Origin of the sequence: Paenibacillus sp. FA6, assembly GCF_051550225.1 — a bacterium.
GTDB lineage: Bacteria > Bacillota > Bacilli > Paenibacillales > Paenibacillaceae > Paenibacillus_AQ.
In genome coordinates, this window is sequence record NZ_CP188820.1 from 1,466,638 (window position 1) to 1,484,792 (window position 18,155).

The following is an 18,155-nucleotide window of genomic DNA, read 5'->3' on the forward strand; positions in this document are numbered from 1 at the left end:
TAAACAATAGGGGTGTTTCAATATGAGAAAAGCGCTAATCGTCTGGGGTGGCTGGGATGGTCATGAACCTGAACAAGTTGCTCACGTATTCAAAGGTATTCTAGAGAAAGAACATTTCGATGTAGAGATTTCGGATACATTGGAATCATTTGCTGATCAAGAGAAGCTTCTTGGATTGGATCTCATTGTTCCTGTATGGACGATGGGTGAGATTAAGAGTGAGTATGCAAAGAATGTTCTTACAGCGGTACAGAATGGTGTGGGTATTGCGGGTTGTCATGGGGGAATGTGTGATTCTTTCCGCACTAACGTGGATTGGCAGTTCATGACGGGTGGTCAGTGGGTAGCGCATCCGGGAAATGATGGCGTTGAATACACTGTTCATTTGAAGTATAGCTCTAGTATGCTGCTTGAGGGCATTGAGGATTTCCAAGTGAAGAGTGAGCAATATTATCTTCATGTAGATCCAGCGGTAGAAGTATTGGCTTCCACGATGTTTCCCATTGTTCCAGGACCTCATTCTGCGAATGGAGCGGTTGAAATGCCAGTCGTTTGGACGAAACGATGGGGTAGTGGCAGAGTATTCTATAATTCATTAGGACATCATGCCGATATTGTTGAGATGCCAGCGGTGACAGAAATTATGCGCCGTGGGTTCATCTGGGCTGCTGATGGTAAATTAGTATCTGAACAAAAGAATGGCGCTTCGGCGCAACAAAATTCTTATACTGGAATGGTAGATAATAACTATTAATGTGAGTTTTGAACAACCATTATTAATGTAAACGGGAGGAATCATAATTGTGGGAAAAGTAAGAGTGGGAATCATCGGGTGCGGGAAGATAAGTAGTATTTATATGGAGAATTGTAAGAAATTCGAGGTTATTGATCTAGTTGCATGTGCTGATATAGATATTCAAAGAGCTCAGGAAAAAGCTTCGGAGTATGATATTCCTAAAGCATATACTCCCGAAGAGCTGTTGGCAGATCCAGATATTCAATTGGTTATTAATCTCACAATCCCTGCTGTTCATGCTTCGGTATGTCTGCAAGCATTGGAGGCAGGCAAGCATGTTTACGTAGAGAAACCACTTGCTGTCACACGAGAAGAAGGACAGAAGGTGTTGCAAGTCGCCAAGGAGAAGGGGCTGCTTGTTGGATGTGCACCAGAAACGTTCTATGGAGCAGGCATTCAGACAGCCCTCCAACTTGTGAACGATGGATTGATTGGCAAACCCATTGCAGCGACAGCATTTATGATGAGTCGTGGTCATGAAGGCTGGCATCCTGATCCTGAGTTTTATTATCAAGCAGGAGGAGGGCCAATGTTCGATATGGGCCCTTATTATCTGACGGCACTTGTTCAATTGTTAGGTCCAATTAAACGAATCACAGGCATGACAGGAAAGGCTTTGAATGAGAGAGTTATTACTAGTGAGAAGAAGAATGGTACAGTCATTCCAGTTGAAATTCCTACCCATGTAGCAGGTGTCATGGAATTTGAAGAAGGAGCCATTGGGACCCTTATTATGAGTTTTGACATATTTGGTGGAAGCACCCTGCCTCCAATTGAGATTTATGGTACAAAGGGTACACTTCAAGTGCCTGATCCCAATAACTTCAGTGGAGTGGTGAAATATCGCCTAATGGGCGAGTCGGAATGGATTGAACAACCGCTTCTATTCGGTTATGAAGAGAATACGAGAGGTATAGCCGCAGCGGATATGGCATATGCAATCCTTAGCGGACGGCCACATCGGGCGAGTGGTGAATTAGCATATCATGTGTTAGAAGCGATGTGGGCATTCCATGATTCTTCAGATGAACAGAAGCATTATGACATGCATAGTACATGTACTAGACCACGCCCTATGCAGAAAGATCTCGCACCTTTTACATTAGATAACTAATCGAATATAAAAGACAATAACCTGACGAAAGAACATCGTCAGGTTATTGTCTTTTTAAAAATATAAGAAAGCATAAGTTTCACTTGATACTCTATTCCTTATATTTCTACTTGCTTATACCTATAGTGAGTATTATACATATATATCTTAGTTTCATACCTCGTATTGTATGGAAGGCAGTTTTATAATGAATACATAGAAGAGACATCTCCCTAGTTATTAGGTGTTTGAGTGAAGGAGGTACGATAATCTGTTGGGGATAAACCAGTCTCTTTCTTGAAAAATTTCGTGAAATGATTGGTTTCTTTAAACCCAGACTGGTCCGCAACTTCTTTGATGCTAAGCGCGGTTGTACTAAGCAGTAACTTGGCCCGATCTGTACGTTTGCGATTCACATATTTCAGTGGAGATAATCCAAAATGCTTCTTGAAATAAGAAATGAAATAGTTGGGATGCAGATGAACTTCGCCTGCCAATTGATCTACCGTTAATCCATGATGGAGATTTTGTTCAACAAAGTTCTGAATAACATTTAAACGCTTCATCTCTTCGGTTCGGTGCTGAAGTATATGAACTGGGACATGATCTAGGAAATGGGATACGATCTCTAATAAGAGAGCCTTCTCTCGAATACGTGCCATTAGGGAATCCAGATTAAATAATGTAACCATTTCTTGAAATAAATAGATCAGTCTAGCCGTATCTTTAGTATCAATACATAGTGGAACCCCAATCCATTGAAACAAATCAAACGGTCCGACTGTAATCGAGAAATGGCACCAAAATTTTAAAAAGGGATTGCCGTTAATAGCGGCGAATGAATGCTGAACATGTGCAGGAAGAAGGCATAGCTGACCAGGCTTTGGATAAAAGTCTTGATCTCCAATTCTAATCCATCCTTCACCGTCTTGAATGAAATAAAGTTTGTTGAACGGAGGAATCGAGTTTATCTCTCCCCATTCGGTCGTTACCTGACTTTTATAAGCGGCTAGTAATTGAATTTGAAGTGATTGAAGGAGATCTGATAGAGCTTTTTCTTCATTGCTGATCATCATGTGGACACCTGCATTCAGTTAATTGGTATAGAAGCGTATAACCATATTTTATTCGAGAATAGGTATGATGGCAAATATCTAGGGAGGTTAATTCATGAATACACAGATAGGAACGGATATTCAACAGAATCATCGATTATGGTTCAATCAGCCTGCAAATGTATGGGATGAAGCTTTACCGATTGGTAACGGAATATTAGGTGGAATGGTATTTGGACATCCCTTAGAAGAGCGAATCGGACTTAATGAAGATAGCCTATGGTACGGGGGGCCTCGTGATCGAAATAATCCAGATGCGCTAGCTAACCTAAGTAGAATTCGTCAATTACTAGAGGACGGACAGTTGAAAGAAGCAGAAGATCTATCAAGGATGGCTCTATCCGGTGTTCCTGAAACCCAACGTCATTATTTGCCATTGGGTGATTTGCAACTATCTTTTCGTCATGAGAAAGAGAGTGTGCAAGAGTATGTAAGAGATCTGAATGTGTTGGATGGAGTAGCGGCTGTTATTTATAAGGTAGGAAGAACGGGTTATAAACGCGAGATATTCGCAAGCTTTCCAGATCAAGTCATGGCTATTAGATTAACTGCAGATCGTCCGGGAAGTATAAGTTTTACCGCACGATTAAAGCGTGGGCGTAATCGTTATATGGATGAATTTGTGAAAGCAGATGATGTCACGATTGTGATGAAGGGGAATGCTGGAGGCAGTGGAGGCATGGATTTCAGCACGGCTCTTCGAGCACAGATTGAGGGCGGAAGAATATCTATTATCGGTGAACATCTTGTTGTAGAGTGCGCCGATGCAGTAACACTCTTCCTAACGGCTGCAACAACTTTTCGTCATGAAGATCATGTGGCTTATACTGTTCAAACTGCTGTAAAGGCATCCTTGCTAGACTATGAAATATTGAAAGAAAGACATATTCAGGATTTCCGATCCCTTTCGGAGAGAGTTAGTTTTCATTTATCAACGAAGGAATCCTATGACATGCTTCCGATCAATGAGCGATTAGCTCGAATTCACGAGCAACAAGAAGATTTAGCTTTGATCTCACTCTATTATCAATACGGTCGCTATTTGTTAATATCCAGTAGCCGCCCAGGTTCGTTACCTGCAAATCTTCAAGGAATATGGAATGAACATATGTTACCACCTTGGGATAGCAAATATACAATTAATATTAATGCACAGATGAACTACTGGTTGGCAGAGTCTGGAAATTTAGCGGAATGCCATGAACCACTTTTTGAATTAATTGAACGTATGCGCGAACCTGGAAGAGTGACAGCCAAAGTCATGTATGACTGTGGAGGTTTCGTCGCACATCATAATACGGATATATGGGCAGATACAGCACCTCAAGATGTGTACATTCCAGCATCCTATTGGCCCATGGGAGCTGCCTGGCTATGTCTCCATCTGTGGGAGCATTACGAATTCGGAATGGATATAGCCTTCCTAGAACGAGTGTATCCAACGATAAAGGAGTCAGCAACATTCTTTGTTGATTTCCTGTCTGAGACGAAAGACGGATTATTAGTTACTAATCCATCGGTATCTCCAGAGAATACATACATTCTCCCTAACGGTGAGTCAGGAACGTTAAGCATTGGAGCATCGATGGATAATCAAATATTGCATGAGTTGTTTACGGCACTTATTGATGCGGCTGAAACGCTCGGAACGGATAAGGAATTAAGAGAAAGTTGGATAAGCATTCGAAACCGTCTACCTCAACCGACCATAGGGAAATACGGTCAGATCCAAGAGTGGATAGAGGATTATGAAGAAGCAGAACCTGGGCACCGCCATATCTCTCACTTGTTCGCTCTTCATCCAGGTAAGCGCATTAGTGTGAAGGAGACGCCGGAATGGGCAACGGCTGCCAGAGTTACGTTAGATCGACGAATCGCCAATGGTGGGGGACATACGGGTTGGAGTAGAGCATGGATTATCAACTTCTGGGCAAGGTTAGAAGATGGTGAGAATGCTTATAGCAATATACAAGCACTGCTTGCTAAATCTACTCTTCCGAACCTACTTGATAATCACCCTCCGTTCCAGATTGATGGTAACTTTGGAACGACGGCGGGGATATCTGAAATGCTACTTCAAAGTCATATGGGCTATCTACATTTTCTTCCGGCATTGCCTAATGCATGGAGCGCAGGTGAGATTACGGGATTACGGGCCAGAGGTGGTTGTGAAGTAAATGTATTGTGGTCCGATGGGGAACTACAGACAGCTCATATTCGTTCCCAGTTCGATCATGTGTGTACCGTTAGAACAACTTGTGAAGTGATCGTGTCTGAAGGGGATCATAAGGTAGAATTGACCAAGTTGGAGGACGGTCTAATTCAATGGACAGCCTTATCGGGTTGTGAGTATACATTGACTAAGATATCATAAATAAAGTTATCATAAATAAAGTTATTAACAACCTCACTACGGCTTTTAACCCGTAGTGAGGTTGTTTGAGTGGATTGTTAAAGGAAGCTAGAAACTGGATGGAAGAACATTAGATGTATTTACGAAGCTTATTCGATATAATGAGTCAACAGCTCATGACAGAAGTCAGTGGTATTATATTTGTGTTTACTTTATGCGAATGGTTAAAATATAAGAAAGCATAAGTTTCACTTGATACTCTATTCCTTATATTTCTGCTGAAACGGGTGCCGTCCTTGAAAAAGGATGGCGAAGCCGTTTCTACTTGGGAGGGCAAGATGTCGTACAAACAGATAAAGTGGTTAATCCTTTTTCTGCCTACGTTAACCGTGGGCTTATGGGAATACTTGAGACATAGCTTCTTGTTACCATACATCTCTATGGAACTTGGAAATATTCTAAGCCCTGTTTTTGTGTATCTTATTAGTTTAACATTATTAATGCCTCTATTTCGGATGCTAGAACATAACCAAGAGGAATTGAACCGTGAGCGTGCGGAGAAGACGGCATTTGAAGCGAGAGATCATTTGGCTAGAGAGTTACATGATGGGATTGCACAGTCATTATTCTTGTTATCGGTGCAATTAGATACTGCTCATTCTAAAAGAACGAAAGCAGAGGACATTGAAGAAATACAAGAAATTCGAAAAACGGTACACGAAGTCAATCGATATGCTCGTCAAGCTATTGCAAATTTACGTTATCCAGCGACAATAGAGGACAATATGTATGAAGACACCGTGAAAGCACGGATCATGCAGATCGCGGAAGAGACGTTAACATTACAACCTGTTATTGAATGGACCATTCCCGATTCTTGTTTAGATACAAAGCATAAGATTGAGATGTTAGCTTGCATTCGAGAAGCACTCCTTAATATTACGAAGCATGCAAAAGCTACAACCGTTTCTATTCGTGGTGAAGGATCAGATCAGTCATGGCATGTTCGAATACAAGATAATGGTGTAGGGATCAAGGAAGACCCCGGTGTACATAAAGATCGTTATGGCATGCGGATTATGAAGGAAAGAGCACAGGAATTGGATTGGACGGTTTCCTTACCCGAGGTTTCTAACGGAACGATCATTGAGATTAGAAAGGAGATGACCACCTAGTGAGTATATACCGTGTCATCGTTGTCGATGACTCACAACATGCGAGGGAAGCGATCATCGAAATTTTAGCTGTAGATAGCGATTTTGAAGTCGTAGGAGTGGTGCCAAGTGCTGAAGAAGCGATAGCCTTAACGGAGCGACTTATGCCTGATCTCATCTTAATGGATATTCATCTGAAGGAAATGGGTGGGCTTGAGGCAACTCGGATTATCAAATTACAATATCCTTATGTCAAAATAGTCATGATCACCGTCTCTGATGACATAGCACATTTATTTGAAGCTTTGAAGCAGGGCGCACAAGGATATTTACTGAAGAATCTATCTCCATCAACGTGGTTGGAATATTTACATGCCATTATGAGAGATGATGCCCCACTTAGCCGAGAACTGGCTTTTCAAATATTGAAGGAGTTCCCGACATCCTTGGAAAGTGAGGAGCATATTCCGCTGACTGCTAGAGAAAGAGAAATATTAAATTGGGTTGCCTCTGGTATGACGAATAAGGAGATTGGGACGCAGCTAGGTATATCAGATCTTACGGTTAAGAATCATCTGAAGAATATTCTACACAAACTACATCTTGAGAATCGTGTGCAATTAACTCGTTACGCGCTTGAAAAAGGGTTGGTTAGTCGTAAGCAAGGATTGTTCCCCAAGCGCAAACGTACTTGAATTTTCCGAAAAAAGAACTTCAAGATCCCATGAGGGGGCTTGAAGTTCTTTTGCGTTCTTTGATTTATCCTATCGTAATTTTACCTTCAGGATATCGGAAGGATTCTTTTTTTGCCTTTGGAGTTAGAGCATAAGCTAATGTCAGAGGTCCAAGTCGACCTAAGAACATAAGGAAGGTAATCGAACCCTTTCCAAAGGGAGAAAGATCGGGCGTGATCCCCATAGAAAGACCGCATGTTCCAAAGGCTGAGGTTGTCTCGAATAGAAGTGTTAGAAATTGACGGTCTTCTGTGATAGACAATACCATGGTAAAGGCGATGACAAGCAGGAATGACAATAGTGTAAGTGTAATGGCCTTATATACGACTTCCTTCGCAATACGGTTACGGAAAAATACAACGTCCTCTCTACCTCGGGCCATGGTATACACTGCACCAATAAGAATTGCAAAGGTAGTAACTTTAATCCCACCACCCGTTGAACCCGGTGCTGCACCAATGAACATCCATATAATCATAAAAAACTGTGTAGATTGACGTAACATAGGGATATCAAGTGTACTGATTCCACCAGAACGTGTCGTGACCGATTGTAAGGCAGATGCAATGATTTTGTCAGGGTGACTTAAAGCTTGTAGGGTATGTACGTTTGTGTATTCAAAAATATAAATAACGATAGTTCCCACCACAATAAGGGCTACGGACACTGTGAGAACGACTTTACTATGTAGTAATAGTTTTCTTGATTTGCGAAATCCGAGGAGATCGGATATAACAATAAAACCAATACCACCTAGAAATATGAGTAGCATAAGAATTAGATTAACAAACGGATCATTAACATAAGGATTAAAGCTACTGAAAGGTCCATGAATGGTTCCAAGGATATCAAATCCTACGTTTGTGAACGAAGAAATGCTATGAAACACCCCATAATACATGGCTTGAATGATAGGCATGTCCAAAGAAAAACGTATGGCTAAAAGTGCAGCTCCGATCAGTTCAATTGTGAGGGAGTAGAAGATCACTTTGCGCATTAATCGCACGATACCTTCCATACTTCCGTGATTCATGGCTTGTTGCAAAATTAAGCGTTCTTTGATCGAAATGCGCTTGTTAAATACTAAAGCAATCAACGTAGCCATGGTCGTAAAGCCTAAGCCACCAATTTGAAAAAGACTGAGCATCACAATTTCTCCAAATAAAGATAGCTGTGTTCCGGGATCAATAACAGCAAGCCCTGTTACACATGTGGCAGATGTGGCCATAAACAAAGCATCTACAAAGGATAATGCTACTCCTGTGGAAGAGGCGATAGGTAATGACAGCAGAATGGCTCCTATGAATATTATTATCGCGAAGCCGAATACTAAAATTTTTGGAGGTGTTAAAAGGTAGCGGAATAGCTTCCTTTTTGTCAATATATTCATTGCAAAACTCACTTTCTAGAATGTCATTCTTTTTATTATAGTGTACCCACGTTTGATAAAACAGTCCTTGACTCCCATAAATTTTTCTGATGAGTTATAATTTAAGTTCAACACGGAAAGTATGGAGGGATAAAAGATGTTAAGACCCGCAAAAAAAGAAGATGCACCATTTGTATCACGACTACTTTATGATGCCCTGCATGATATAGCCCACCAATTGACAGGTCAAGACCATGAAATGGATGCCCTAGATGTTCTAGAGAATTTTTTTGTTCAAGAAGATGGACGTTTAAGTTATAAGCAGATTTTAGTTAAAGAAGTGAAAGGTAGGGTAGGAGGAGCCGTCGTATCCTACGCAGGATCGGATGCTACAGCATTGGATCAACCAATTGTTGATTACTTACGTACCTTAAAGAACGACTCAAGCATCATGCTAGATAAAGAAGCTGATGAGGATGAATATTATATAGATACCCTATCCGTATCTTCCGCATACGGGAGGCAAGGCATTGGTACAGAATTAATGCTTGCTGTAGAGAGTGAAGCGAGAAAGCGACATTTCTCCAAAATTGCACTTGCCGTCATTAAAGATAATATCGGAGCCTATTCGTTGTACCAAAGATCAGGTTTTAAAGTAGACAAGGAGATCCCGATTAACGGTCACTTATACTATCATATGGTTAAGATGTTGTAAGTCATACATCAACCCACCCCCCGAAAAACCAGTGTTTAAAAGGCTTCCGAGAGGTAGCCTTTTCTGATTAAATCACATAAAAATCACATTCTCTGCTAGAAATCAAAATTAAGAATATCTGTGAAGTGAGTTTTGATCATTTCTGTGGTCTTCTTTTTTATGTTTGTTTTCTGAAGTATTCTCTCCATCTTGGCTAGTATATTTCCTTTGATTCTCTTATTAAACTTAAGGGGAAGAATAGTTCAATTAAATGATATAATTAAAAAAACATATGGATATGAAGGTAATAACTCTAGGTGGTTATAAAATTTAAGATTTCAGGAGGTACCATGGATTTGATCGAGTATTTGAAAGGGGTGTACGAGGCTTGGATCGACTACCCCAAAAGAGAGGGCACCGTTATCACTAACAAATACCGAATTCAACATTTCCTTGGTATTGGCAGCTACGGTTTGACCTACATATGCCTGGATATGGATACCGGCCAAGAGGTAGTTCTGAAGCAAGCCAAGCCAAGTAAGGGGACAGTCAGTCGAGATTTGTTGTGCCGGGAGATTTACGTTCTGGGTCGGCTGCGGCATCCTTCGATTCAGAGATGCTTAGCGTCATTCGAATATAAGAACCAGTTGTATATGGTAACCGAGTACGTGAATGGACAGACAGTGGAAGATTTGATTTTCGAGCGAGGAGCAGTGTTTTCTGAAAAAGAGACGCTATGTTTCGTTCACAGATTGATGGAGATTTTAAGTTATGTCCATGAACAAGGATTCGTTCATTTCGATATCCGGATACCGAACGTCATATTGGATGGAGATCAGATCCACCTTATTGATTTCGGCTTGGCATGTCGCTTGGGGGAGCCGATTTGCACGGATTTCGGAGCGGATGAGGAGACAACGCTAAGTAGAACCGTGGAGGCTCCAAACGATCTATATGCTATTGGCCACTTTATTCTTTTTATGCTGTATTCCGGTTATGATTCGTGCACTTTAGAAGTTGAATTAAATTCAGGATGGGAGGACGAGCTGACTGTATCACCGATGACCAAGCATATTCTTCGCAAGTTGCTCCAGATCGATCCTCCTTATATGGATACACAACAATTTGTGCGGGACTTGGAACAGTGGTTGGATTGATGAGTATATAAAAAAGAGCCGCTTTACGCGGCTTTGTTGATTAGCTAGAGCTTCTATATTTATTTTTGTAGTAACCATGGCCTTGCTTTTTGTGTCCGTAACCTTGGTCGGACGAATTCCGGCGACCATAATGTTGCTTCCGACTGCTGGAGCTGTAGCGATGACTTCTATGATTAGATTGTTGGAAGGATCCTAATATTTTTTGTAGTAAGCGCTTGAGCATTTCTTCATTCCTCCTTTGATTTTGTTTACTACGGATAACAGGTCGTGAGGTTTCAAATTCACTCTTCTACTCTTCTGAACTTGCTAGGTAAGGAAAACGATGGTTTACAATCAACCGCCTGATGTTGGGCGGTTTTTCTTATGCCCAAAAATAAAGGAGGACGCGCTAACGTCCTCCCAATCATCCAGGGTATCCCCCGGCTGAGATAGCGGCGCGCCACGCGTGGCATTTTGCAGACATCCTCTATCTCGTCTCCAATCCTACACGGAAGCCGAGGGATACTTAAATGGGAACACCAAACGAAAATAATTTAATGTTACAGTATGAGATCGAAGTTATGTCCGGTATCCTAGAATCAAAAGCTAAGTACCGTAAGATTGTAAAAGCAGGAATAGCCTATTTCTAACCTCAATAAAATCCCCTTTTAACGATCATTTATTACACCTCTATTAGTTATACTTCAAATAAATGTTTAAAAGAAAAGCACCCGAAGGCGCTTTAGTTAATTAATTTTCTAACTAGCTTTCATCCCAAATGATAAAGCCATTCGATTTTTCTCCAGCCGGTCCCTTGAAAGTCACTTGTAGCTCTGTCGTATTTTTCGGCAACACCAGGACATTATCAACTACTGCATTGTCATTTATCTGTCCAGTTGATAAGGCTTGCCCCTCTTTGTCGGTAATAGTATAAGATCCAGTAACTACTTTATCAATGGCAGAGCTTTTAAATCCGATAAGCACACCTACTTTAGTTGTGCCTGCTTTAACTTTAAAGGCTACACCTTGACCAGCACTATTCACACCACTAACCATAAAGGCTGTACTGTATTGTGTTTCTCCAAACAATAAATCGTCCTTATTACGTGTGATTCCGTTAGTAGTAACATCCCATTTAAGATGAGAGACATTACCTACTCCGAAAGGTGCCCTCCCCCTATATTTGAAGCGCTAGACGTTTTAGTAGTTAATGAAATTTGTTGTTTCTTCGCATCCCAATCAACATCGACTCCGGTTGCTTCAGCTACGGATTTAAGCGGGACGTACGTAGCTCCTTTGTAGCTGATAGGAGTTAACTTTTTCCCGGTTGGATCCTTCGGAGTCCAAGCCTCACCATCTAACAAAAAGGATATTCCATGATTCAAGTTGCTTGGATTTTCTCCAATGTCGACGCTGCTGAAGCTCCTGCTGAAAATGTTAATAACAAAACAAGTGCCGATCCAATAAGTGTTGTTTTCTTCATTTTTATTTTCAAATTCATTTTCCCACCAATGGTATAATATGTATCTTAACCCTCATCATAATACAACATGTTGCAAATTTCGGCATTGAGTGATGAACAACGCTATCCGCAATGGTCTGATTAAAGCTACCGATCTCGGGACTGGATCATCACGGACATTTCTCATGGACAATGTGCTGGCATGGCAGCCTACTAATTAGAGAGTTGCAAATAAAGGCTACATTAGTTGGGAAGATAAGACGGCATTATAATTTTGCAAGCCTGGGAGCAAGAAGGTAGTCATTTTTCAACTCCTTCGAGAGATACGGAATACTGGAGTAGTTATTAATGTGACACTGGATTCAGATTGTAGTTATAATATAAGTAAGTACATAATGTTGAAGAAAAAGAATAGTAGCATGATTTTAGTGGTATGATTTCATCATGGAACATTACTGGGAAATCACATTCTCTGCATATAAACTTTAATATGAACGAAACTTACAAATGAAAATGATCCATAAAACAATGTCTTACTAGGGTAATGATTACGTGCGCATATAGCTGAATCTTAAAAAAGATGGTTAAGTTGTTGTAGTTCCGACCATAAGTCTTCCATTATTTGATCGTAAAGGCCTTTGCTTAAATTTGATAGAATAGACAAGTTGTCTATTCTATTAAAAAAGCGAGGCTTTTCTCATGAGAATGAACCGATTATATAAGATGTTGACGCTAATGCTGATTGTAATGATATTTGCAGGGTTTACCACGATACCCGCAGCCATGGCGAAACCTGTAAGTAACCCATTACCTTTTGATGATATTACAAATAGTTATGCTCAGAAGGAGATTATTCGGTTAGCTAAGCTAAATATTATTAATGGTAAGGCTGAGCGTACATTTGAGCCACAACAACCTGTCACTCGGGCTGAATTTATAACGATGATCGCTCGTCTTTTACGATTAGAACCGGTAGATAATGATATTGCTCCATTTACGGATGTTCGTAAGGGGGACTGGTATGTTGGTTGGGTACAAGCTGGATTCAACTTGGGTATAGTGGATGGGACTCGTCTTGGAAGATTTGAACCTCAAAAGTCGATTAGCCGTCAAGAGGTTGCGACGATTATAGCTAGAGCTATTAAGCTAAAGTCAGCAGAAAATCAAAGTTATCCTACATTTTCTGATGCTGGTGATATCGCTAAATGGGCCATTCCTTATGTAACAATGATTCAGAAGAACACACTTATGATCGGGCAAGATAACAAGTTTCGTCCAAATGATAACATGACTAGGCAAGAAACGGCAGTCGTATTAGATCGGGTTCTGAGCAGTTCATTCGGAGTGAAGGTTATGGGAGGACTACAAGATACTACTATTCAAATGGGCTGGCAGTATGATAGTACAACAGCGGAGTTTATAGATCAGATTAATGATTCCAATATCAATACGTTGACGCCAAGATGGTTTTTCTTAACAGATAATGGGCTGGTATCGGATAAGACGGACTCCCAACTCATAACCTATGCGAAACAACATGATAAGAAAATATGGGCCATGTTTGGAAATCGTTCGGATGCCGAATTAACACATGCTATATTGTCTGATTCTACAAAGAGAAGAAGCGTTATACAGCAATTGACCACGTATGTTAAGAAGTATGCCCTAGATGGGATTAATGTTGACTTTGAAAATGTGAAACCTGTAGATCGTGGATATTTAACTTCTTTTATAGTTGAGTTAACTCATGAACTACATAGGACTGGAGCAGTTCTATCCATAGATGTATCCCCTGATTTGGGGAGTGATTGGACAGAAGCTTTTGATTATGCGAAACTCGGTGCTGCTGCTGATTATGTCGTTCTTATGGGTTATGATGAGCATTGGGGCCAATCTCCGGTAGCTGGGTCGGTATCTTCATTGCCATGGCTGGAGAAAGCATTGAATACATTGCTGAATGCTGTTCCATCGAATAAAATTATTGCGGCGTTACCCTTGTATACACGTGATTGGTCTACATCTAAACAAGGGGTCTTGTCTGAAGAATTAACATTGGAGCGGCAGGGACAACTTATCCGTACTTCAAAAGCTAAGCTTGTATGGAACGATTTGATAGGTCAGTATATAGCAACATATACGAAACAGGAAACGAAGCATAGCATATGGGTTGAAGACAGTCGTTCGCTCTCGCTTAAAGCTCAAATGGCTGCTAATAAGGGTGTTGCAGGGTATGCCTTTTGGTATATCGGCTCAGAGACGCGTGATATTTGGTCTGCCCTGAGGAATGTTAGCAAATTTTCATCCTACTGAATTTCAAATCATATATATTACTAGACATACGAATGGAAAGGAAACATAAATGCAAAAGTCATCATCGCCTATTCCTATTATTATTCCACTTATCATCGGAGTGATTGCACTCTCGTTCTCTTCCATATTTATTAAATGGTCTACTTCACCTGCATCGGTCCAAGGAATGTATAGACTCTTATTCACAGTACTCCTCATGTTACCCTTTGGAATTCGGCGTATCTCTGAATTTCGGAGGATTTCTATCAAGAATTGGCTCCTTCTCGGACTGTCCGGGTTCTTTCTTGCGCTACATTTCTTATTATGGATGGGTTCATTGAAGTATACGACGGTGGCCAGTTCGACGATTATATTGGCGTTAGAGCCTGTATTTATTTGGTTTGGAGCGTATTTTGTATTCAAGGAGAGAATATCTGTATTCGCCAAGCTAGGTATGTTGATTGCCATCGTCGGCGCCGGTCTTATAGGTTGGGGAGATATCGGTGTTTCTAGTACTAATCTATATGGAGATTTATTGTCTTTCATCGGTACAGTGGCCGTTGCAGTTCATATGTTACTTGGTCAAAAGCTACTTTCGCAAGTATCGCCTTATGTGTATAATCTATCCGTCTTTTCTTCGGCTATTGTCGTGTTTGCCCTCTATAATTTGTCGCTTGGAGTATCATTTACGAATTACGATAACAAAGAGTGGGGAATATTCTTTCTATTAGCCATCGTTCCAACTGTATTCGGGCATATGTTGTTTAACTGGCTTCTTCAATACATATCGGCAACAACGGTATCCATGAGTATTCTTGGAGAACCAGTAGGAGCGAGCTTACTAGCTGTCTTCTTATTGCAGGAGAAGATCAGTGCTGTGCAAATGAGCGGCGGGTTGCTCGCGATTGCGGGCATGATTTTATTCATGAAAGTAACCCATTCTAATAACAATCATGAATCATTGCTGGATTCGTAATGTTATTTTTCCAAGGGATCTGAAAGATGCAATTTTTCCTGAATTTTTGAATACTATGAGGATAAGATGTATAATTTCATTCTAGCGACTTAATTTTTTTTCACGAAGGTGGAAAGTTTGGTTATAATAAGAAGATAATAATAGAATGAGGGATCAGAACATGATTACAATTAAGACGAAAGAACAGATTCAGAAGATGAAGCTTGCTGGTGAAATATTAGCGGCGTGTCATCGAGAAATTAGCAAGATGATCGTTCCTGGAATAGGAACATTGGAGATCGATCGATTCGCTGAGCAATTTATTATTAAAAATGGGGCTACTCCTGAACAAAAGGGTTACAATGGATATCGTTTTGCAACCTGTGCATCCGTAAATGACGTTATTTGTCATGGATTTCCTTCCCATACGAAGTTAAAAGAAGGGGACATCGTGACCATTGATATGGTTGTGAATCTCAATGGATGGTTAGCAGATTCTGCTTGGACTTACGCCGTAGGTCAAGTATCTGAGCAATCCCAGAAGCTTATGGACGTAACGAAGGAATCTCTGTACAGAGGGATCGAGAAGGCTGTCATTGGTAATCGAATCGGAGATATCTCACATAGCATTCAAGTCTATGCTGAAGCAGAGGGCTTCTCTGTCGTTAGAGAATTCATTGGACATGGAATTGGTATGGATATGCATGAAGATCCCCAAGTTCCCCATTACGGTCCGCCTAATCTAGGTCCAAGACTTAAAGAAGGCATGGTTATTACAATCGAGCCCATGATAAACACAGGGACTTATCGTAGTAAATTAGATGATGATGGTTGGACAGCAAGAACTCTTGATGGTGGATTATCTGCACAATATGAACATACGATAGCGATTACGGCAGACGGTCCTATTATACTGACTGATCAAGGTGTTTAAGTAGATTTACAACTTATGTTTTTGATTTTGTGAAATGATTTTTATAAATATAGGCGATTTTCCATTCTAATCTGAATGGAAGGTCGCTTTTATTTCTCTATTGGAAAGTATATCATTCTGAGGAGACTGCTCTCATACTTGCAGAAAATAAGGATTAATATTCGAAGTAGCGAAGGTGACGGAATTGCCCTGAAGAAGCGTAAGCGTTCGCCTTTGCCATCAGATTTCACCCGCTATAGGGCGGAATCAAATCAAGAAATCGGAGGGCAACAGCGATCGGAAGGACAATCCGTCATCGTAGCGGCATCATAAACTAATCAATTTTCGCACCAAAAGATCGCGTGAAAGCAACGGCTTGGATGAGATCCATTCTAACTCCCGTTATATCTAATGATTTAAAATCAATGCCATCTAGGATGGCCCCTCGAAGATCAGCACCTCGAATGTTTGCTTTCCCCAATTGAACTCGTGTTAAATCAGCTTCTCTGAAATCAACCTTTTCTAAGTTAGCTTCGTACATATCAGCCTCGAAGAATCGAACTTTACGTAAATCCTGTTTGCCTAAATTAACATGTCGAAGGTTAGTGTAAGACCAATCACCTTCTTCAATAGTTATTCCATCCATTCTTGCCTTGAAGAAATCCGATCCAGTCATCTTACAATTTACGAATTTAGACACAAATAAGTTGCTCTCGTGAAATTTACAATTGGTAAATGCCGAACCACGATGTTGAGAGGAGTTCAGAGTGGCATTCGTAAAGTCACAATTAATGAATAAACAACCTGAGGTTAACACCTCCTCTAGTGGTGTACCGCGGAAAATACACTCATCGAAAGTACAGTTACGAAGTTCTCCATAGCGTAGGTCAGAGTTGCTGAAGTCAATGTTGGTGTAGTTCTTATCTACGTGCAGAAACATGATGATCATCTCCTATATTGCTTATTATACTACTAATAATTAAGAAGCGAGAAGAGGCCGCTATGCTCAGAACTGTAGCATAGTGGTCGAGTCATCTGAAGTCACCATTGCCATAGGCTGAGTATTCATGTGGTATCGTATCCAGTGAGAATTACAGGTCTAGCGGAGTAGGATTGGATGAGAAACCTCGATCAATAAAGAGCAACGGATTACTGTGGTTATAGGATTTGATTTTCGCTCCCCAATACAGATGGGTTAAGTAGTCACCGTTAATGACCTGCATGACATAGCTCGTATTTTTACTTTGTAGATGAAAAAATTGTCTTTCAGTATCAAAGTGGATACTCATAATCTACCTCCTAAGATTTGTGTAGAAACATATGGATTAGGTATAATATTGATATGATATGTTACGAATCGTCATATTCTCTAGTATGAACTATTCCTTAAGTCCGAAAACTGCCTTCATCGTGGATATTCCGGGTGATCATCGGTATTATCTCCCCGTTACATCTTCGGAGTGGGAAGTGTTATATATTGAATTTTCCAAAGATGCATTACCTTTCTGGAGACAGTTGCTTACGCTGTCAGAGCCCGTATTCCAATTGTCTGCTCAGTCTGATCTGATGGCTAAAGCATGGAATATGTATGAGATGGCTTTGGATGATCGGTTTCATGCTGTGAAGCTTTTACTATCTACAACGGATAACTTAGAGAGTATTGCTGAGCAAACGGGATTCTCATGTGCTAATTACTTTGGGGAAATGTTTAGGAAGCATAAGGGAATATCCCCAGGATCTTATCGTGAGAAGAATATGACGCATGATATCCAACGGGTCTTTTATAAAAGATAAGCAAAGAAAGAATTTATCTAGTTTGTCTACCAACGAAATATTAGGTATAGTTTCATAAAGTGAGAGTTCAAAAAGTCGGATTTTCAGCACCGAGAAGATTGAATGAAGATAGGGAGTGAGGAGCGGAGCTACACGTTTTCGTAGAAAACGACTTCGGAAGCCTACGCTGGCAGTACCTACGTGAGCACCTGAAATGTTTCCGAAGGAAACATACCTCGAAAGCATATGCTAGGACCGGGTGAATTCAATATTCGATGTCGAATAGGCATCTTGGTAACCTTCGTGATCAAAAGATGAC

The 18,155-nt window shown here is 40.6% G+C and carries 19 protein-coding genes; 12 read left to right on the forward strand and 7 right to left on the reverse strand.

Annotation, left to right across the window (positions count from 1 at the left end):
* The first annotated feature begins 22 nt into the window (after nt 1–22).
* Together ACP8HI_RS06730 and ACP8HI_RS06735 are read left to right on the forward strand one after the other, a co-directional pair.
* Nucleotides 23–754, forward strand: coding sequence for a ThuA domain-containing protein (locus tag ACP8HI_RS06730; RefSeq protein ID WP_438350348.1), 732 nt, complete (start codon nt 23–25; stop codon nt 752–754).
* 49 nt (nt 755–803) lie between these two features.
* The gene (locus ACP8HI_RS06735) at nt 804–1,910 is read left to right on the forward strand and encodes a Gfo/Idh/MocA family protein (RefSeq protein WP_438350349.1); all 1,107 of its coding nucleotides are present in this window, start codon (nt 804–806) and stop codon (nt 1,908–1,910) included.
* Nucleotides 1,911–2,122: 212 nt separating this feature from the next.
* Here ACP8HI_RS06735 and ACP8HI_RS06740 read toward each other — a convergent pair whose 3' ends face one another.
* Nucleotides 2,123–2,965: a helix-turn-helix domain-containing protein gene (locus ACP8HI_RS06740; protein ID WP_438350350.1), complete on the reverse strand. Its 843-nt coding sequence runs from the start codon at nt 2,963–2,965 to the stop codon at nt 2,123–2,125.
* Nucleotides 2,966–3,059: 94 nt separating this feature from the next.
* Between ACP8HI_RS06740 and ACP8HI_RS06745 the strand changes: the two genes are divergently transcribed.
* The 3 genes from ACP8HI_RS06745 (at nt 3,060) to ACP8HI_RS06755 (ending at nt 7,206) form a co-directional block, all read left to right on the forward strand.
* A complete protein-coding gene (locus tag ACP8HI_RS06745) occupies nt 3,060–5,378 on the forward strand; it encodes a glycoside hydrolase family 95 protein (RefSeq protein WP_438350351.1) in 2,319 nt (772 codons plus the stop codon).
* Nucleotides 5,379–5,695: 317 nt separating this feature from the next.
* Nucleotides 5,696–6,532: a sensor histidine kinase gene (locus ACP8HI_RS06750; RefSeq protein WP_438350352.1), complete on the forward strand. Its 837-nt coding sequence runs from the start codon at nt 5,696–5,698 to the stop codon at nt 6,530–6,532.
* Entirely contained in the window at nt 6,532–7,206 is a 675-nt protein-coding gene (locus ACP8HI_RS06755; RefSeq protein WP_438350353.1) for a response regulator, read from the forward strand. The genes ACP8HI_RS06750 and ACP8HI_RS06755 overlap by 1 nt, the downstream gene beginning before the upstream one ends.
* 64 nt (nt 7,207–7,270) lie before the next feature.
* Here the strand turns inward: ACP8HI_RS06755 and ACP8HI_RS06760 are convergent, their stop codons facing one another.
* Complete coding sequence (locus ACP8HI_RS06760) at nt 7,271–8,635, reverse strand: TrkH family potassium uptake protein (protein ID WP_438350354.1); 1,365 nt, start codon at nt 8,633–8,635, stop codon at nt 7,271–7,273.
* Nucleotides 8,636–8,771: 136 nt separating this feature from the next.
* Between ACP8HI_RS06760 and ACP8HI_RS06765 the strand changes: the two genes are divergently transcribed.
* Both ACP8HI_RS06765 and ACP8HI_RS06770 read left to right on the forward strand, forming a co-directional pair.
* Nucleotides 8,772–9,329, forward strand: a complete 558-nt coding sequence (locus ACP8HI_RS06765) for a GNAT family N-acetyltransferase (RefSeq protein WP_438350355.1) — start codon at nt 8,772–8,774, stop codon at nt 9,327–9,329.
* A gap of 329 nt (nt 9,330–9,658) precedes the next feature.
* The gene (locus tag ACP8HI_RS06770; RefSeq protein WP_438350356.1) at nt 9,659–10,465 is read left to right on the forward strand and encodes a serine/threonine protein kinase; all 807 of its coding nucleotides are present in this window, start codon (nt 9,659–9,661) and stop codon (nt 10,463–10,465) included.
* Between the two features lie 40 nt (nt 10,466–10,505).
* Here ACP8HI_RS06770 and ACP8HI_RS06775 read toward each other — a convergent pair whose 3' ends face one another.
* The 3 genes from ACP8HI_RS06775 to ACP8HI_RS06785 all read right to left on the reverse strand — a co-directional run bounded on the left by ACP8HI_RS06775 (nt 10,506) and on the right by ACP8HI_RS06785 (nt 11,829).
* The gene (locus tag ACP8HI_RS06775) at nt 10,506–10,688 is read right to left on the reverse strand and encodes a hypothetical protein (protein WP_438350357.1); all 183 of its coding nucleotides are present in this window, start codon (nt 10,686–10,688) and stop codon (nt 10,506–10,508) included.
* A 518-nt stretch (nt 10,689–11,206) separates the two neighbouring features.
* Entirely contained in the window at nt 11,207–11,533 is a 327-nt protein-coding gene (locus ACP8HI_RS06780; protein ID WP_438350358.1) for a hypothetical protein, read from the reverse strand.
* 65 nt (nt 11,534–11,598) lie between these two features.
* Nucleotides 11,599–11,829 carry a stalk domain-containing protein gene (locus ACP8HI_RS06785; protein ID WP_438350359.1) on the reverse strand — a complete coding sequence of 77 codons (231 nt, stop codon included), beginning with the start codon at nt 11,827–11,829 and terminating at the stop codon, nt 11,599–11,601.
* A gap of 776 nt (nt 11,830–12,605) precedes the next feature.
* Here ACP8HI_RS06785 and ACP8HI_RS06790 point away from each other — a divergent pair.
* From ACP8HI_RS06790 to ACP8HI_RS06805, 4 genes are all read left to right on the forward strand, one after another.
* Nucleotides 12,606–14,216 (forward strand): S-layer homology domain-containing protein, encoded by a 1,611-nt coding sequence (locus ACP8HI_RS06790; RefSeq protein WP_438350360.1) that lies wholly within the window; start codon nt 12,606–12,608, stop codon nt 14,214–14,216.
* 49 nt (nt 14,217–14,265) lie between these two features.
* Nucleotides 14,266–15,171 (forward strand): DMT family transporter, encoded by a 906-nt coding sequence (locus tag ACP8HI_RS06795; protein ID WP_438350361.1) that lies wholly within the window; start codon nt 14,266–14,268, stop codon nt 15,169–15,171.
* A gap of 160 nt (nt 15,172–15,331) precedes the next feature.
* Nucleotides 15,332–16,084, forward strand: coding sequence for a type I methionyl aminopeptidase (map, locus tag ACP8HI_RS06800; RefSeq protein ID WP_438350362.1), 753 nt, complete (start codon nt 15,332–15,334; stop codon nt 16,082–16,084).
* Between the two features lie 138 nt (nt 16,085–16,222).
* A complete protein-coding gene (locus ACP8HI_RS06805) occupies nt 16,223–16,396 on the forward strand; it encodes a hypothetical protein (protein ID WP_438350363.1) in 174 nt (57 codons plus the stop codon).
* Nucleotide 16,397: 1 nt separating this feature from the next.
* On the opposite strand, the gene ACP8HI_RS06810 is transcribed toward ACP8HI_RS06805, so the two are convergent.
* Complete coding sequence (locus ACP8HI_RS06810) at nt 16,398–17,003, reverse strand: pentapeptide repeat-containing protein (protein ID WP_438350364.1); 606 nt, start codon at nt 17,001–17,003, stop codon at nt 16,398–16,400.
* A gap of 151 nt (nt 17,004–17,154) precedes the next feature.
* Nucleotides 17,155–17,352 (reverse strand): hypothetical protein, encoded by a 198-nt coding sequence (locus ACP8HI_RS06815; RefSeq protein WP_438350365.1) that lies wholly within the window; start codon nt 17,350–17,352, stop codon nt 17,155–17,157.
* Between the two features lie 85 nt (nt 17,353–17,437).
* On the opposite strand from ACP8HI_RS06815, the gene ACP8HI_RS06820 reads away from it, so the two are divergent.
* Nucleotides 17,438–17,857 (forward strand): helix-turn-helix domain-containing protein, encoded by a 420-nt coding sequence (locus ACP8HI_RS06820; protein WP_438350366.1) that lies wholly within the window; start codon nt 17,438–17,440, stop codon nt 17,855–17,857.
* Nucleotides 17,858–18,155 lie beyond the last annotated feature (298 nt).

Bases quoted from the DNA above. Each gene is read 5' to 3' on its own strand.
- ACP8HI_RS06760 (WP_438350354.1), bottom strand. From the start codon at position 8,635: ATGAATATATTGACAAAAAGGAAGCTATTCCGCTACCTTTTAACACCT.
- ACP8HI_RS06730 (WP_438350348.1), top strand. From the start codon at position 23: ATGAGAAAAGCGCTAATCGTCTGGGGTGGCTGGGATGGTCATGAACCT.
- ACP8HI_RS06810 (WP_438350364.1), bottom strand. From the start codon at position 17,003: ATGTTTCTGCACGTAGATAAGAACTACACCAACATTGACTTCAGCAAC.
- ACP8HI_RS06790 (WP_438350360.1), top strand. From the start codon at position 12,606: ATGAGAATGAACCGATTATATAAGATGTTGACGCTAATGCTGATTGTA.
- ACP8HI_RS06765 (WP_438350355.1), top strand. From the start codon at position 8,772: ATGTTAAGACCCGCAAAAAAAGAAGATGCACCATTTGTATCACGACTA.
- ACP8HI_RS06775 (WP_438350357.1), bottom strand. From the start codon at position 10,688: ATGCTCAAGCGCTTACTACAAAAAATATTAGGATCCTTCCAACAATCT.
- map (WP_438350362.1), top strand. From the start codon at position 15,332: ATGATTACAATTAAGACGAAAGAACAGATTCAGAAGATGAAGCTTGCT.
- ACP8HI_RS06815 (WP_438350365.1), bottom strand. From the start codon at position 17,352: ATGAGTATCCACTTTGATACTGAAAGACAATTTTTTCATCTACAAAGT.
- ACP8HI_RS06745 (WP_438350351.1), top strand. From the start codon at position 3,060: ATGAATACACAGATAGGAACGGATATTCAACAGAATCATCGATTATGG.
- ACP8HI_RS06770 (WP_438350356.1), top strand. From the start codon at position 9,659: ATGGATTTGATCGAGTATTTGAAAGGGGTGTACGAGGCTTGGATCGAC.
- ACP8HI_RS06740 (WP_438350350.1), bottom strand. From the start codon at position 2,965: ATGATGATCAGCAATGAAGAAAAAGCTCTATCAGATCTCCTTCAATCA.
- ACP8HI_RS06820 (WP_438350366.1), top strand. From the start codon at position 17,438: ATGAACTATTCCTTAAGTCCGAAAACTGCCTTCATCGTGGATATTCCG.
- ACP8HI_RS06750 (WP_438350352.1), top strand. From the start codon at position 5,696: ATGTCGTACAAACAGATAAAGTGGTTAATCCTTTTTCTGCCTACGTTA.
- ACP8HI_RS06795 (WP_438350361.1), top strand. From the start codon at position 14,266: ATGCAAAAGTCATCATCGCCTATTCCTATTATTATTCCACTTATCATC.